The 13,781-nt window shown below is 64.5% G+C and carries 16 protein-coding genes and 1 tRNA gene; 9 read left to right on the top strand and 8 right to left on the bottom strand.

From position 1 onward, the window contains the following. Positions 1-1,013 (bottom strand): tyrosine-type recombinase/integrase (locus tag ABZF37_RS06390; protein WP_372717985.1); only part of this gene is annotated, 1,013 nt, incomplete at its 3' end. A gap of 164 nt (positions 1,014-1,177) precedes the next feature. Continuing rightward, positions 1,178-1,253 (bottom strand) — tRNA-Ala (locus ABZF37_RS06385). Between the two features lie 134 nt (positions 1,254-1,387). Between ABZF37_RS06385 and ABZF37_RS06380 the strand changes: the two genes are divergently transcribed. Both ABZF37_RS06380 and ABZF37_RS06375 read left to right on the top strand, forming a co-directional pair. After that, positions 1,388-1,945 (top strand): tetratricopeptide repeat protein, encoded by a 558-nt coding sequence (locus ABZF37_RS06380; RefSeq protein WP_372717983.1) that lies wholly within the window; start codon positions 1,388-1,390, stop codon positions 1,943-1,945. A 40-nt stretch (positions 1,946-1,985) separates the two neighbouring features. Further along, complete coding sequence (locus tag ABZF37_RS06375) at positions 1,986-2,771, top strand: sulfite exporter TauE/SafE family protein (protein WP_372717982.1); 786 nt, start codon at positions 1,986-1,988, stop codon at positions 2,769-2,771. A 64-nt stretch (positions 2,772-2,835) separates the two neighbouring features. On the opposite strand, the gene ABZF37_RS06370 is transcribed toward ABZF37_RS06375, so the two are convergent. The 3 genes from ABZF37_RS06370 to ABZF37_RS06360 form a co-directional block, all read right to left on the bottom strand. After that, entirely contained in the window at positions 2,836-4,494 is a 1,659-nt protein-coding gene (locus tag ABZF37_RS06370) for an arylsulfatase (RefSeq protein WP_372717980.1), read from the bottom strand. 155 nt (positions 4,495-4,649) lie between these two features. Beyond that, the gene (locus tag ABZF37_RS06365; RefSeq protein ID WP_372717978.1) at positions 4,650-5,144 is read right to left on the bottom strand and encodes a dihydrofolate reductase; all 495 of its coding nucleotides are present in this window, start codon (positions 5,142-5,144) and stop codon (positions 4,650-4,652) included. After that, the gene (locus ABZF37_RS06360) at positions 5,141-5,935 is read right to left on the bottom strand and encodes a thymidylate synthase (RefSeq protein ID WP_372717976.1); all 795 of its coding nucleotides are present in this window, start codon (positions 5,933-5,935) and stop codon (positions 5,141-5,143) included. The genes ABZF37_RS06365 and ABZF37_RS06360 overlap by 4 nt, the downstream gene beginning before the upstream one ends. Positions 5,936-5,982: 47 nt before the next feature. Between ABZF37_RS06360 and apaG the strand changes: the two genes are divergently transcribed. Genes apaG through trmB form a run of 4 tightly spaced genes read left to right on the top strand, consistent with a single transcriptional unit; the run spans position 5,983 to position 8,112 of the window. Then, on the top strand, positions 5,983-6,372 hold the full coding sequence (gene apaG, locus ABZF37_RS06355) for a Co2+/Mg2+ efflux protein ApaG (protein WP_372717974.1): 390 nt from the start codon (positions 5,983-5,985) through the stop codon (positions 6,370-6,372). An 11-nt stretch (positions 6,373-6,383) separates the two neighbouring features. Continuing rightward, complete coding sequence (gene thiS, locus ABZF37_RS06350; protein WP_372717972.1) at positions 6,384-6,584, top strand: sulfur carrier protein ThiS; 201 nt, start codon at positions 6,384-6,386, stop codon at positions 6,582-6,584. A 42-nt stretch (positions 6,585-6,626) separates the two neighbouring features. After that, positions 6,627-7,421 (top strand): thiazole synthase, encoded by a 795-nt coding sequence (locus tag ABZF37_RS06345; RefSeq protein WP_372717970.1) that lies wholly within the window; start codon positions 6,627-6,629, stop codon positions 7,419-7,421. Next, complete coding sequence (gene trmB / locus ABZF37_RS06340) at positions 7,414-8,112, top strand: tRNA (guanosine(46)-N7)-methyltransferase TrmB (RefSeq protein WP_372717968.1); 699 nt, start codon at positions 7,414-7,416, stop codon at positions 8,110-8,112. The genes ABZF37_RS06345 and trmB overlap by 8 nt, the downstream gene beginning before the upstream one ends. 3 nt (positions 8,113-8,115) lie before the next feature. Here the strand turns inward: trmB and ABZF37_RS06335 are convergent, their stop codons facing one another. Together ABZF37_RS06335 and htpX are read right to left on the bottom strand one after the other, a co-directional pair. Beyond that, positions 8,116-9,339 (bottom strand): DUF1015 domain-containing protein, encoded by a 1,224-nt coding sequence (locus ABZF37_RS06335; RefSeq protein WP_372717966.1) that lies wholly within the window; start codon positions 9,337-9,339, stop codon positions 8,116-8,118. A gap of 196 nt (positions 9,340-9,535) precedes the next feature. Continuing rightward, positions 9,536-10,408: a protease HtpX gene (gene htpX / locus ABZF37_RS06330; RefSeq protein WP_372717964.1), complete on the bottom strand. Its 873-nt coding sequence runs from the start codon at positions 10,406-10,408 to the stop codon at positions 9,536-9,538. 355 nt (positions 10,409-10,763) lie between these two features. Here htpX and ABZF37_RS06325 point away from each other — a divergent pair, with 355 nt between their 5' ends. The 3 genes from ABZF37_RS06325 to ABZF37_RS06315 are packed head-to-tail and all read left to right on the top strand — an operon-like array spanning position 10,764 to position 12,754. Continuing rightward, positions 10,764-11,513 (top strand): alpha/beta hydrolase, encoded by a 750-nt coding sequence (locus ABZF37_RS06325; protein ID WP_372717962.1) that lies wholly within the window; start codon positions 10,764-10,766, stop codon positions 11,511-11,513. Positions 11,514-11,561: 48 nt separating this feature from the next. Further along, the gene (locus ABZF37_RS06320; protein WP_372717960.1) at positions 11,562-12,347 is read left to right on the top strand and encodes a serine protease; all 786 of its coding nucleotides are present in this window, start codon (positions 11,562-11,564) and stop codon (positions 12,345-12,347) included. Next, positions 12,344-12,754, top strand: coding sequence for a VanZ family protein (locus tag ABZF37_RS06315; protein ID WP_372717958.1), 411 nt, complete (start codon positions 12,344-12,346; stop codon positions 12,752-12,754). The genes ABZF37_RS06320 and ABZF37_RS06315 overlap by 4 nt, the downstream gene beginning before the upstream one ends. Before the next feature lie 20 nt (positions 12,755-12,774). Here ABZF37_RS06315 and ABZF37_RS06310 read toward each other — a convergent pair whose 3' ends face one another. After that, positions 12,775-13,668, bottom strand: coding sequence for a sulfotransferase (locus ABZF37_RS06310; RefSeq protein ID WP_372717956.1), 894 nt, complete (start codon positions 13,666-13,668; stop codon positions 12,775-12,777). Positions 13,669-13,781: the final 113 nt, after the last annotated feature.

The raw sequence follows: 13,781 nt of genomic DNA, 5'->3' as shown, positions 1-13,781 counted from the left end.
GTGGAGGCGATGCTGCGGAAGCCGTGCGCGGTCATGGTGTCCTTGTCGTATCCCATGCGGCGCAGGGCGGCGTTCAGCGTGTTCTCGGACAGCGGTTCACTTCTGGCGCGTACCCCCGGAAACACCCACTGTCCGCGCCCGGTCAGCGGGTGCAACTGGCGCAGGATCGCCACGGCCTGCCGACTCAGCGGCACGCGGTGCGGCTGTCGGGCTTTCATTTTCTCGGCCGGGATTCGCCACTCGGCGGCGTCCAGGTCGATCTCGGCCCACTCGGCCCGGCGCAGCTCGCCAGGGCGCACGAACACCAGCGGCAACAGACGCAAGGCGCAGGCGGTGACAAAGCCACCCGAATAGCTGTCCAGGTCGCGCAGCAGCGCGGCTATGGCCTTCGGCTCGGTGATGGTCGCGTAGTGCTTCGGCTTCCATGGTGCCAGCGCGCCGCGCAGGTCGCCGGACGGGTCACGCTCGGCACGGCCAGTGGCCACGGCGTAGCGGAAAACCTGCCCGCAGTTTTGGTGCGCCCGGTGCGCTGTCTCAAGCCGGCCACGGGCCTCGATACGGCGCAGCACCGTCAGCAGCTCAGGCGCCGTGATCTCGCGCACAGGACGCGCGCCGATCCAGGGGAACACGTCACGCTCAAGGCGGCGGATGATTTTTTCGGCGTGCGTGGGCGCCCAGGGCGGCGAAAACTTGGCGAACCACTCGCGGCCCACGGCCTCGAACGACTCCGGTGCCGCGTCGGCATGCCGTGTGGCCTTGCGGTGCTCGCTGGGGTCGATGTTGTCAGCCAACAGTCTACGGGCGGCATCGCGTCGCTCGCGGGCCTTAGCCAAGCCTACGTCGGGGTATACCCCCAGGCTCAGCAGCTTTTCTCTACCCCCAAATCGGTATTTCAGGCGCCAGCCTTTTTTACCGTTCGGGGAGACCAGGAGAAATAGGCCACCGGCATCGAACAATTTCTGCTGTCGCGGACCGGGTTTAGCGTTGACAACGGCAGTAGCGGACAGGCTCATTGGGGGTAGTGCCTCGCGCGGACGGGTACTCTACCCCCGTTTTCTACCCCCAGAATGTGCGGCTGTCAACGGTATATAGCGGACGCAAGCGAACACTAGATCGGCCTAAAACCGAGTGTTTATGCGTGTTTTAGGCCTTTAGCGGACACAAGCGAATCAAGAAATGGTGGAGCGGAGGAGGATCGAACTCCCGACCTTCGCATTGCGAACGCGACGCTCTCCCAGCTGAGCTACCGCCCCATGATGATGGCTGTGTTTGGCGCCGGAGCGATGAGGCCCCACGGGGCTTGTCCCCGCTCCGAATCGACGCCGCAGTGTACCATGTGCCCCATCCCAGCCGACACGTAAATCCCGCCCGTGAGGAGGACTCCAGAATGCGTATTTCCAGCCATTTTCTGATTGCCGCCGTCGTCGTTGGGTCGCTCACAGCATCCGCTGGCGACCTGGAAGACGGCATCGCCGCCTTCGAGAAGCGTGACTTCAATACCGCCGTTCGCCTGATCGAGCCGCTGGCCGAGCAGGGTATTGTCGAGGCGGAATACTTCATGGGCACGTTCTTCATGTATGGCCACGGCACCGCGATGGACCCGCCGCAGGCCAAACTGTGGTTCCAGCGTGCCTTCGGCCATTGGGAAACGCAGGCCAAGAGCGGTAACCCGGCTGCCATGGTGGAAGTGGCGATGATGCTGACCACCGGCCTCGGTATCACCCGCGACGACAAGGCCGCCGTCCAGTGGCTGCGCAAGGCCAGCGACCTGGGTTACGCCGAGGCCTGGGCCGAGCTCGGTGAGTTATATGTGGAAGGCGCCGGTGTACCCAAGGACGTGGCCGAGGGCGAGCGTCTGCTCAAGAAGGCTTCGGCTGCCGGCAGCGAACGCGCTGACGAGATGCTGGCCGCCCTTACCAAACGGGTAGAACCCGCAAGCTACTGAATAGCTGCCGTCAGACCGTTGCCCCACACGCTCTGACGGCGTGATTCTGCTGGCATATCTGGCGGTCGGCGCGCTGGCCGGCTTGATCGCTGGCATGCTCGGCCTGGGCGGCGGCGTGGTCATCGTGCCGGCACTGGCGCTGGCTTTCCCGCTGCTTGGAATTCCCGCCGATGTACTGATGCATCTGGCAATCGGCACCTCGCTCGCGGTGATCGTTCCAACCTCGATGTCGTCGAGCTATGCGCACTACCGGCGCGGCGCGGTCGACGGGCCACTGCTGCGCCTCATGCTGCCGGGCTTACTCACTGGCGCTGTGCTGGGCGGCTTGTTGGCCGACACACTACCAAGCGACCTGCTGAAGCGCGTGTTTGGGGCGTTTGTGCTGGCGGTGTCGATCCAGATTTTCTTCAACGCGACTGCACCGGGACGACGACCATTACCCAGGGCCGCCGGGCTCATGGTGACCAGCACGGTCATTGGAACTGCCTCAACACTGCTGGGCATTGGTGGCGGCAGCCTGACGGTACCGTTCCTGACCTACTGCCAGGTGGACATGCGTCGGGCGGTAGCGACCTCGTCGGCCTGCGGTTTGGTATTGGGCGTGGCCGGCGCGGCGACGTTCCTGTGGGCCGGACGCGATCATCCGGGGTTACCCCCCGGCGCCTGGGGCTATGTCTACTGGCCGGCGTTTATCGGCATCGCCGTAGCCTCGGTGGCTACCGCCCCGGTGGGCGCCCGATTGGCGCACAGCCTGCCAGTGATCTTGCTAAAACGTGTGTTTGCCGTTTTGCTGGCCTCCGCCGGGATACGCCTGCTCGGCTTTTGAAGAGCCAGACGCCGCCAAGCGCCCGGAACAGATCGGAACCCCCATCACGAAACCGAACCGGCCCTCATTTCCTGCCCTTGAAGAAAGAGTTGTCCGGTAACACCACCCCGACTTGCGCCGCGTACCGATCCCACTCGCGCCGCAGGGCATCGAGCCGCTCGGGCTGCTCGACGGCCAGGTCGCGTGTCTCGGCGGGGTCATCCGCGATGTTGAACAGCTGCCAGCGCGGTGGTGCAAATGGCTCGCTGATCCAGGTAATTTTCCAGTCGCCGCGGCGCAACGCCCGCATGCCAAACAGTTCAAAGCCGATGCTTTCATCTGCGGGATGGACCAGCGGGGCCTCGCCTTTGAGCAGCGGCCACATGGAGCGCCCTTCAACCTCTAACACGGCGCGTTTCTGGTAGGTGTCAGGCGCGACCAGTCCGGCACTTTCCAGAACAGTGGGCATCAGGTCGCGCACCGTCAGCACCGCGTCGTCGGGCGGCGATGCCTTGCCAACACCCGGTCCGGCGACAATCAGCGGTGAGCGGATGCCCCCCTCGCTGATGAACACTTTGAACAGGCGAAACGGACTGGACGAGGCCACCGCCCAGCCGGGGCCGGTCGAGGGCCGTGAGCCTTTCTTGCCCAGGTTCTGCAGCCGATTGTCCGAATTACGCGCCACCCAGCCGGGCGCCGAGAGCGGGTTCTGCTGTAGCGTGATGCCGTTGGCGCCGTTGTCGGAAAAGAAAATGATCAGGGTGTTGTCATAAATGCCTTTGCGTTTGAACGCCGCCAGCACCCGACCCACGTTGGCATCCAGGTTCTCGACCATGGCCGCGTAGATCTCCATCGACCGCGCCGAGGCGCGCTGCTCGTCTTGGCTCAAATCGTCCCAGGCTGGCACATGCGGTGGCCGCGGCGACGCCCGCACGGACTGGGCTACCACGCCCAGTTCCCTGGCCCGAGCCAGGCGCTGTTCGCGCAACTTGTCGTAGCCCCCGTCATAGCGACCAGCGTACTTGTCCAGCCATTCGTCCGGGACATGCAGCGGATCGTGGGGCGCGGTAAACGCCAGGTAGGCGAACAGCGGCGTATCGTCCTGCTTTGCCTCGATCCACTCAATCAACTTGCTGGCGTAGGCGTCCGAGGAATAGAAACTGGCCGGAATCTGCACTGGATGTCCGTTCTCGCGGTAGATCGGCGCGTAATCAATGGCATAGGGCGCCTGGTCACCGAAGTGGCTGGCGGCGCCACGCAACATGACGAATGAGCGATCGAATCCAAACCGAGAGGGGTCCTGTTCCAGGCCCATCCCCAGATGCCATTTACCGGACACCAGAGTGGTGTAACCGCCATCGTGCAGCAGCTCGGGCAGTGTGACTGCGCGCCTGTTCAGGTAACCCTCGTAGCCGGGCACACCGCGTTGATTCGGCTGTAGCAGCTCCTCCATGGTGCTCAGGCCAACGAGGTGATGATCGATGCCGGTCAGCAACATGGCCCGGGTCGGCGAACAGGTGGCCGCCGTATAGAACTGGGTAAAGCGGCGACCCTGGTCGGCCAGGGCATCCAGGTTCGGCGTTCGAATCTCCCCACCGAACCCGCCCCAATCGGAATAGCCCATGTCATCGGCAACGATGATCAAAACATTCGGCCGCGCCGCCGCCAACGCGCCGCCATAAATGCCCGCTGCCACCAAGCAAACCAGCAGCTGTCCAATCTTGTGGATTCTTCCGATCGTCATGGCTCCCCCTGTATGTTTTTTCTTCACGCGCCACCCGACGCTGTCCTCTGTCAGAAGCGTGGACGTTCTGGTTTCAAACCCTGGCCCCGAGGGGCATGGCAATGCCCCCGTGTGGCGGCGCCTAGCACCAGCCCGCGGCCTTGCCCGGCCGCAAGTCAGCGCTTGCGATAAGTCACAAAGCTGTAGGCGTACACGTTGCGCTCGTCGGCGGGGTGATCTTCACGCGCCGTTACCTGCCACGGCGACTGAAGCGGCGGAAAGTGCGTATCGCCGGGCAACCTGGCGTGCACCTCGGTGAGTTCGACCGCACTGGCCGCGACAAGCGCCTGCGCGTACACGGTGGCGCCACCGATAATCATGGCCTGAGGCTCGCCTGCGACGAGGTGATAAGCGTCGGCCAGCGATGCGACTACCTCTACGCCGGGCGGCGCGAAATCGGCCTGGCGACTGAGCACGATGTTGCGCCGCTGGGGCAGCGGTTTGCCGATGGACTGATAGGTCGCCCGCCCCATGATGACCGGCCTGCCGAGCGTCAACTCGCGAAAATGCTTCAGGTCGGCTGGCAGATGCCAGGGCAGCGCGCCGTCACGGCCGATGACACCACCTTCGGCCACCGCCACCACCAAAATCACTTCAACCGGTGCCGTCACACGGCAACCGGGGCGGCGATACGTGGAAGCGGGTCGTAACCCAGCAGTTCGAAGTCGTCGTAGGCAAGCTCGAAGATGGATTCCACCGGTCGGCGTATCTGCATCTGCGGCAGCGGGCGTGGCGTGCGGGCCAGTTGCTCGCGCGCCTGGTCCAGATGGTTCAGGTACAGGTGCGCGTCACCCAGAGTATGTATGAACTCGCCCGGCGCGAGCCCGGTGACGTGTGCCACCATCTGCGTCAGCAACGCGTACGACGCAATGTTGAACGGCACGCCCAGAAAGATGTCGGCGCTGCGCTGGTACAGCTGGCAGGACAGCCGGCCATCGGCCACATAAAACTGGAACAGAACATGGCACGGCGGCAGGCGCATGGCGTCCACCTGCGCCGGGTTCCAGGCGCTGACCAGCAGCCGGCGCGAATCGGGGTCGCGACGAATGCGCTCGATAACGGCACCGATCTGGTCAATGTGGCCACCGGCATAGTCCGGCCAGGAGCGCCACTGGTAGCCGTAAACCGGGCCAAGGTCGCCGTTCTGGTCCGCCCACTCGTCCCAGATACTGACGCCACGCTCGCGCAGGTAGCCGACGTTGGTGTCGCCGCGCAGAAACCACAGCAGTTCGTGGATGATGGATTTGACGTGCAGCTTCTTGGTGGTCAGCAGTGGAAACCCATCGGCCAGGTCGTAGCGCGACTGGTGGCCGAACACGCTCAGCGTGCCGGTCCCGGTTCGGTCGGACTTGCGCACGCCATGGTCCAGCACCGTGCGCATCAGATTCAGATATTGCTGCATGAGAACGACAAACGGGTACGGCAGGATGGGGCGCTAGAATAACCGCCATGAACATTCCCCACGACCCCCCGCACGACGTCGCCGTCGATGTCCGCACGCAGTACCTGGCCGAGCAGTCGGACCCGCTGCATGGCCGCTATGTGTTCGCCTACACGGTGACCATCACCAACCACGGCGCAACACCGGCGCGGCTGGTCGCGCGCCACTGGATCATCACCGACGCCGAGGACAACACACAGGAGGTGCGCGGCCTGGGCGTGATCGGTCAGCATCCGCACCTGGAGCCCGGCGAGTCGTTCACGTATACCAGCGGCACAGTGCTCGACACGCCGACCGGGTTCATGCATGGCAGCTACCAGATGGTGAGCGACGATGGCGCCGAGTTCGACGCGCCGATCCCGCCGTTTCACCTGGCGGCACCGCACAGCCTCCACTAGATAGGCCCGCGTTGGACATCGTCGTCAATGGAACCGTCCGTGCGGCCGGCGACACCCTTACCGTGGCGCAACTGGTTGCCGAGCTGGGCCTCACCGGCAAACGCCTGGCGGTGGAGGTGAACCGCGACATCGTGCCACGCGGCAACCATGCCGGACACGTGCTGCGCGACGGCGACCGCATCGAAATCATCCACGCCATCGGTGGCGGCTGAGCCGCGGCACAGTCGGCGGCTCAGCCGCCAGGACACACAGCCATGACCGCACCCGACGACGACCCGCTGCGCATCGGCGCACGCACGTTCAGCTCACGCCTGCTGGTTGGCACCGGCAAATACAAGGACCTGGACGAGACCGCGCGCGCCATCGAGATGAGCGGTGCACAGATCGTCACCGTCGCCGTGCGACGGGTGAATATCGGCCAGGACCCGAACCAACCGAACCTGCTCGACATACTGCCCCCGGACCGCTACACCATCCTGCCGAACACCGCCGGCTGCCACACCGCCGACGAGGCGGTGCGCACCTGCCGCCTGGCGCGCGAACTGCTGGACGGCCATAACCTGGTGAAGCTGGAAGTGCTGGCCGACCACAAGACGCTGTACCCGGACGTGACCGAGACGCTGGCCGCTTGCCAGACGCTGATCGCCGACGGTTTCGACGTGATGGTCTACACCTCCGACGACCCCATCCTGGCCAAGCGTTTCGAGGCCATGGGCTGTGTGGCGGTGATGCCGCTGGCGGCCCCAATCGGCTCCGGCCTTGGCATCTGCAATCCCTATAACCTGCGCCTGATTCTGGAACAGGCGTCGGTACCGATCCTGGTCGACGCCGGCGTGGGTACCGCCAGCGACGCAGCACTGGCCATGGAGCTGGGCTGCCAGGGTGTGCTGATGAACACGGCGATTGCCGGCGCCAAAAATCCGGTGCTGATGGCCAGCGCCATGCGCAAGGCCATCGAGGCCGGGCGCGAGGCGTTCCGCGCCGGGCGTATCCCGCGCAAGCCGTACGCGTCGGCCTCGTCGCCGCTGGATGGGCTGTTTTTTGCCTGAAGCGCCGGATACCGCCCTGCACAAGGAAAACCACTGGCGCGCTATCCGCAGCTTCGTAGTGCGCGCCGGGCGCATGACGCCGGGGCAGCGTCATGCGCTCGAACGCCTGTGGCCCCATTACGGCCTGGACCTGCCCGACGGCGAGTTCGACCTGGACCAGGCCTTCGGGCGCCAGGCGCCGCGCGCGCTCGAAATCGGCTTTGGCATGGGCGACGCCCTGCTGGCGCTGGCAACAGACCATCCCGGGCAGGATTTCATCGGCGTGGAGGTTTACCCGCCAGGCATCGGCAGTTTTCTGCTGCGCGTGGAGCAGGCGGGACTAACCAACGTGCGCGTCGTCTGCGCGGATGCGGTTCAGGTGCTGACGCAGCACCTGCCGGCCGCGAGCCTGGATCGCCTGTTGGTGCTGTTCCCGGACCCCTGGCCCAAGAAGCGACATCACAAACGACGCCTTGTAAACGCGCCGTTCCTGAATCTGGCGGCGCGCGTGCTGGCTCCCGGGGGGCAACTACAAATCGCTACCGACTGGACCGACTACGCGACTGCCATCGGCGAGGTTCTTCCCACCCGCCCCGACTTCACGCCGATCGAGGCCGATTCCGTCAACGCCGGGCGACCGGAAACCAAGTACGAGCGCCGCGGACAGCGCCTGGGACACGATATCCACGAGTTCGTGTACCGGCGCCAGTAGGCATCAATCCAGCAAATGGCTGACCATGCCGTCGGCCAGCTTGGGCTCGAACCAGGTGGATTTGGGCGGCATCACCTGGCCGGCGTCGGCAACGGCCATCAGGTCTTCAAGCGAGGTGGCATACAGCGCGAAGGCCACCGCCATCTCGCCGCTGTCCACCCGGCGCTTCAGTTCTCCCAGGCCGCGGATGCCGCCCACGAAGTCGATGCGCTTGTCGCGCCGCGGGTCGCTGACGCCGAGCACCGGCTCGATCAGATACTGATGCAGCAGGCTCACGTCGAGCCGGCCGACCGGATCGGTCGGCACCCGGCCGGGCTTCAGTCGCAGGGCGTACCACTGGCCCGCCAGGTACATGCCAAACGTGTTGAGGGCCGCCGGGCGCGCTTCGCCAGAGACTGGCTCGATCTCGAAATGCTCGGCCACGCGCGCCCTGAAGGCGACCTCGTCAAGACCGTTCAGGTCGGTCAGCAGCCGGTTGTAGTCGAGAATCTTCACCTGGTTGTGCGGGAAGCTGACGGCCAGGAAGTACTGGTGCTCGGCATCCGCCGGCCCGCCCCGCTGGGCGGCCACGCGCGAGGCAGCGGCGCTGCGGTGGTGGCCGTCTGCGATGTAGAGCACACCCAGCGCCTCGACCGCCGCGCTGATGGCGGCGATGTCGGCAGCGGCATCGATCACCCACAGCGTGTGGCGCACGCCGCCGTCGGCCACTACATCAGCCGCCGGCGCGCCCTCGCTGGCCCGTGCCAGCATGCCATCCAGCGCCGCCGTGGCGCGATGTACCAGGAATACCGGCCCGGTCTGGGCGTTGCTGGTGTCGATGTGGCGCACGCGGTCGTTTTCCTTGTCCGGGCGCGTGAACTCATGCCGGCGGATCAAGTTCTCGTCGTAGGCCGGCACCGAGGCCGCCAGCACCAGGCCGGTCTGCTCGCGCCCGTCCATCACCAGGCGATAGGCGTAGTAGCAGGCTGCATCGTCCTGGCGCAGCGTACCGGCCGCAATCATGCGCCGCAGGTTCTGGGCACCCTGGGCGTAGACGGCATCGGCGTAGGAATCGGTGTCCGTCGGCAGGTCCACCTCCGGCCGCGACACGTGCAGGAAACTCAGCGGCCGGCCTTCGACCATGGCGCGCGCCTCGGCGGCGTTCATCACGTCGTATGGCGGGGCGATGATTTCGGCGGCGCGGCCAGGCGCCGGGCGCAGGCCACGAAACGGACGGATCAGGGACATCGGACAATCCTCGAACGGACAAACAAAAAAGCGCCTGGCTCCCGAGTTCAGCGCTGAATAACGCCCTCCTGGCGTTCTCGGCGCACGCCCCGCCCGGTCTGCACCCGTGCGTGGCTACGCCGTTCACGCATCTCAGTGCTTGAACGGCGACGGGCCATCCCTGGCCGCGGGAACCAGGCGCTCGTGGAATCCCGAGTCAGGCCGCCTGCTGCAGGGCGGCGATGCGCTCTTCCAGCGGCGGGTGGGACATGAACATCCGCGAAATGCCCTTGCCGCCTGAAATACCAAACGCAGCGAGCTGCTCGGGCAACGCCGCCGGCTGGTGGGCTGCCTGCAGGCGCTGCAAGGCGGCAATCATCTTGCCGCGGCCGGCCAGGTGAGCCCCGCCCTTGTCGGCCTGGAACTCGCGTCGGCGGCTGAACCACATCACGACCACGCTGGCGACGATGCCGAACAGCACCTGGGCCACCATGGTGGCAACAAAGAAGCCGATACCGTGGCCACTCTCGTTGCGAAACACGGCCCGGTCGATGAACTGCCCAACCAGGCGCGAGAGCACGATCACGAAGGTGTTCAACACGCCCTGGATCAGGGTCAGCGTGACCATGTCGCCATTGGCGACGTGGCTGATCTCGTGGCCCAGCACGGCCTCGGCTTCGTCGCGCGACATGGCCCGCAGCAGGCCAGTGCTGACCGCGACCAGGGCGTTGTTGCGGCTCATGCCGGTGGCAAAGGCGTTCACGTCGGGCGCGTCATAGACAGCCACTTCCGGCATCCCAATACCGGCCAGCTCGGCCTGCCGACGTACGGTGTTGACCAACCAGGTTTCAAGCTCCCCATTTGGCTGGTCGATGACCTTCGCACCCACCATGCGTTTGGCGCTCCATTTGGACATCGCCAGCGAGATAAACGCGCCGCCCATGCCGAACACGGCGGCGAACACCAGCAACGGCACCATCCCGCCCTGGTCCGGGCGAATGCCCAGCAGCGGCATGATGACGCTCAGCGCCAGGCTCAGTACCAGCATCACCGCCAGATTGGTAAGAACGAACAGCACAATGCGTTTCATGGGAACTCCGTAAAATTGCGCCCGCGAACGTCGGACTGCCGCCTCAAGATGCGGGCGACAGTGGCCTGGTTCAAGTGGCAATGGTGAGTGGTCGCCGCTTTATTAACGGCGTCAAGTCCACGAGCTTCAAGCCCCCTGAATTCTATGGTGTTCTAATATTCAGATGATGTACCTTACTGAACGCTCGTTTTTTGCATGACCAAAAAAATCGGGAGGGCCGAGGCACTCCCGATCGGAGGTATAAGAGGAGGAGAAACGACGTTCATTGCGAACGCCGAGGTGGATGATAAGGATTTATCCCTTCCTGTCAACAGGAACTATATTCTGCAAGTGCAAAGTTTTTTGGGGGCCTCCTTTGACCTCTAGTACAAAGTTTCTCGACCACGGCCTGAATCGCCTGGCCTATGAGCAAATCGCGGGCGTGGCGCCCGGCGTCATGTTCTGCGGCGGTTTCATGTCGGACATGACCGGCACCAAGGCCACGGCACTGGCCGGACACTGCATGGAACAAAACCGTGCCTTTGTGCGGTTCGATTACTCCGGTCACGGCGCGTCTGGCGGGCGCTTCGAGGACGGCTGCATCAGCCAGTGGCGCGACGATGCTCTGACCGTGCTGGATACACTCACCGAAGGGCCGCAGGTGCTGGTGGGCTCGAGCATGGGCGGCTGGATTGCCCTGTTGCTGGCCCTGGCGCGACCGGAACGGATACGCGGGCTGGTACTGCTGGCACCGGCTCCGGATTTCACACAGGCCCTGTCGGAGCACGAGCTGACGGCCCCCGAACAAGCGAGCCTGACACGCGACGGCCGGATTGAACGCCCGTCGCAATACAGTCAGCAGCCCTATGTCATCACCCACCACCTGGTACAGGACGGCAAACAACATTTGCTGTTGCAGGCGCCGATCGCCGTGACCTGTCCGGTACGGGTGCTGCAGGGCATGCGAGATACCGACGTACCCTGGGAACGCGCCTTGATCCTGGTCGATAGGCTGACGTCAGACGACGTCACGCTGACCTTATTGAAAAACGGCGATCATCGGCTATCGAATGCGGACGATCTGGATCGCCTTACCGCGGCGGTTACCGAACTTTGCCAAGCCTAATCGATGCCAAGTTTGCCGATACGCTGGCGTCATCCGGATACCCGTTCAATGCGTAACTCAGTTATTCGCCATCGCATAGCCTTGTCCGTGAGCCTGTGCCTGGCGTCAGCGCCTCTCCCGACCGCCGCGGCGGGCACCTATGCCGATGCCATTCCGGCCATCAAACCCTCCGTAGTGGCGGTCGGAACCTACCTGAAAACCCGTCGTCCCCCCATCAACATGCTCGGCACCGGCTTTGTTGTGGCGGACGGACAGCATGTCTTTACCAACGAACACGTGCTGCCGACGACGCTAGCCCGGGGAGAATCCCTGGTCATCCTTACCGGCAGCGACGAAAACGGGCAGGCCCGCAGCGTGGTGAGCACGGTGCGACGTAGCAGCCATGACCTGGCGCTGCTCCGGATGGCCGGCCCTGCGCTGCCCGCACTTCGGATCGACAACACCAACAGCGCGGTCGAAGGTCAGGAACTGGCCTTTACCGGCTTCCCCCTCGGCATTGTGCTCGGCTTGCACCCGGTCACCCACCGCGCATTGCTCGCCGGCATCGTGCCGATGGTGATCCCGGCCCGCAGCAGCCGGGAACTGGACGCCAGTGCGCTCAGTTCCCTGCGCCGGGGTAACTTCAAGGTCTTTCAACTGGACGCTACCGCCTACCCTGGAAACAGCGGCAGCCCGTTGTTCGACCCGACCAACCGCAAGGTATATGGCATCGTCAACATGGTATTCGTCAAAACCCAAAAAGAAGCCCTGATCAAGGATCCAAGCGGCATCAGCTACGCCATTCCCGCCCGGTTCATGGTGGAGCTGTTGCAAGGCGAAGGGTTGACGCCGTGACCGGACGGCCATCTGTCTGGTATCTGGCACCGCTGTTGGTGATGTCAGCCATCTATTACAGCTCCAGCCAATCCGGAAGCGCCCAGACCGTCGGTTCCATGCCCTTAGGGCCTGGCTGGTTTCACAACCTCCTGCATGTGCCGGCCTATGCGCTGCTGGCGGCAAGCTGGGGCCTGGCGCTGCCACAGCGCCGCCGTTGGCGAGGCGCGAGCTTGATCTTTGCTCTGACCTTGGGCTACGGAATCTTCGACGAATGGCACCAGAGTTTCGTGCCGGGACGGGAATGCTCGGCCGCTGACCTGTTGCGTGATGCCGTCGGCGCAGGCCTGGGCCTATGGCTGAGCAACCGTATGATGCTGTCGCGACGGCGGCTACCTACCTGCGCGCGCCGCACCCTTGGCAAATAATCCGGCGTGAGCCACCCTCCTCAACCAGGCGGCTGCCACGGATCTACCCATACGCCCGTCAGGTCCGCGAACGCCCTTGCCATTGGCGCGAAACGCAGCAGCAGGTTCTCACGCATGGCAGCATCCAGCGGCGGCACTTTCTGTGTCATCACCGGGCCGGCCAGTTCCAGCAGGCTGCGCGGCAACCAGGGCCGCAGACGTTTGAACAAGCGGCCGAGCCCACCGCCGCCACCCAAATATCGATCAATCCGTTGTAACGGCCCACGATAAACATAGCTGCGGTTATGGCCAGAATCCGGCGGCAGGGCCAGCGGCCGGGCCAAACCTAGAAACTCGCAGCTGGCCTCTAGCACCGCCAGAGGCTCTCGCACCAGATCCTCGAAACGCAGAACCAGGAACGCCTCGCGTGGGAAATACTCCAGATACAGGCGCAACTGACCCAGATAATCGCTGGTACGCAAATAGGTGCTGTCGGTGGCGAGAGCCGTTTCAATCGGCAGGGTTTCGTTGCCTGTCCGCACTCCGTGCCAGTAGGCCGAATGCACCCGCGCGGCCGGGTTGCGAACCAGGTAGATGAAACGTGCCGCTGGCGCCACGGCATGGATGGCGATCGGCACGCCCGCATACCGGCTACGCGGATCGTCACCGGCCGATCCGTAGCCGGCCAACGGCGCAGCTGAGTAGCTGGTGGAAGCATCCAGCAACAAACGGCCTTCAGTTGTGGGAAAGCAGTCCCGATACCAGTCCAGGCCCCGCTCCCGGTGGCGGGTAAAGAAATCCGGCTCCTTCGGCCTGGCCACGCACACGCCAGGCTGCGCGCCCAACAGATTGGCCAGAAACGTGGTGCCGGCTTTCTGGGCGCCGATTAGAAACACCTGGGGCGGGAACCCTGCCTCGCTCAGTGAGGAAGCCATGTGATCGATAACTCACCAAGGGGCCGGCTGGCGGCCTGGAATACCAAGCGCCGGTCGTGACGGTCGGTTACGCTAGCCAAATCTTGTTCACCACTCGACATCCGCCGCCTGAA

Origin of the sequence: Immundisolibacter sp. (assembly GCF_041601295.1) — a bacterium.
Taxonomy (GTDB): domain Bacteria; phylum Pseudomonadota; class Gammaproteobacteria; order Immundisolibacterales; family Immundisolibacteraceae; genus Immundisolibacter.
This window is presented reverse-complemented; position numbering and strand designations above follow the sequence as displayed.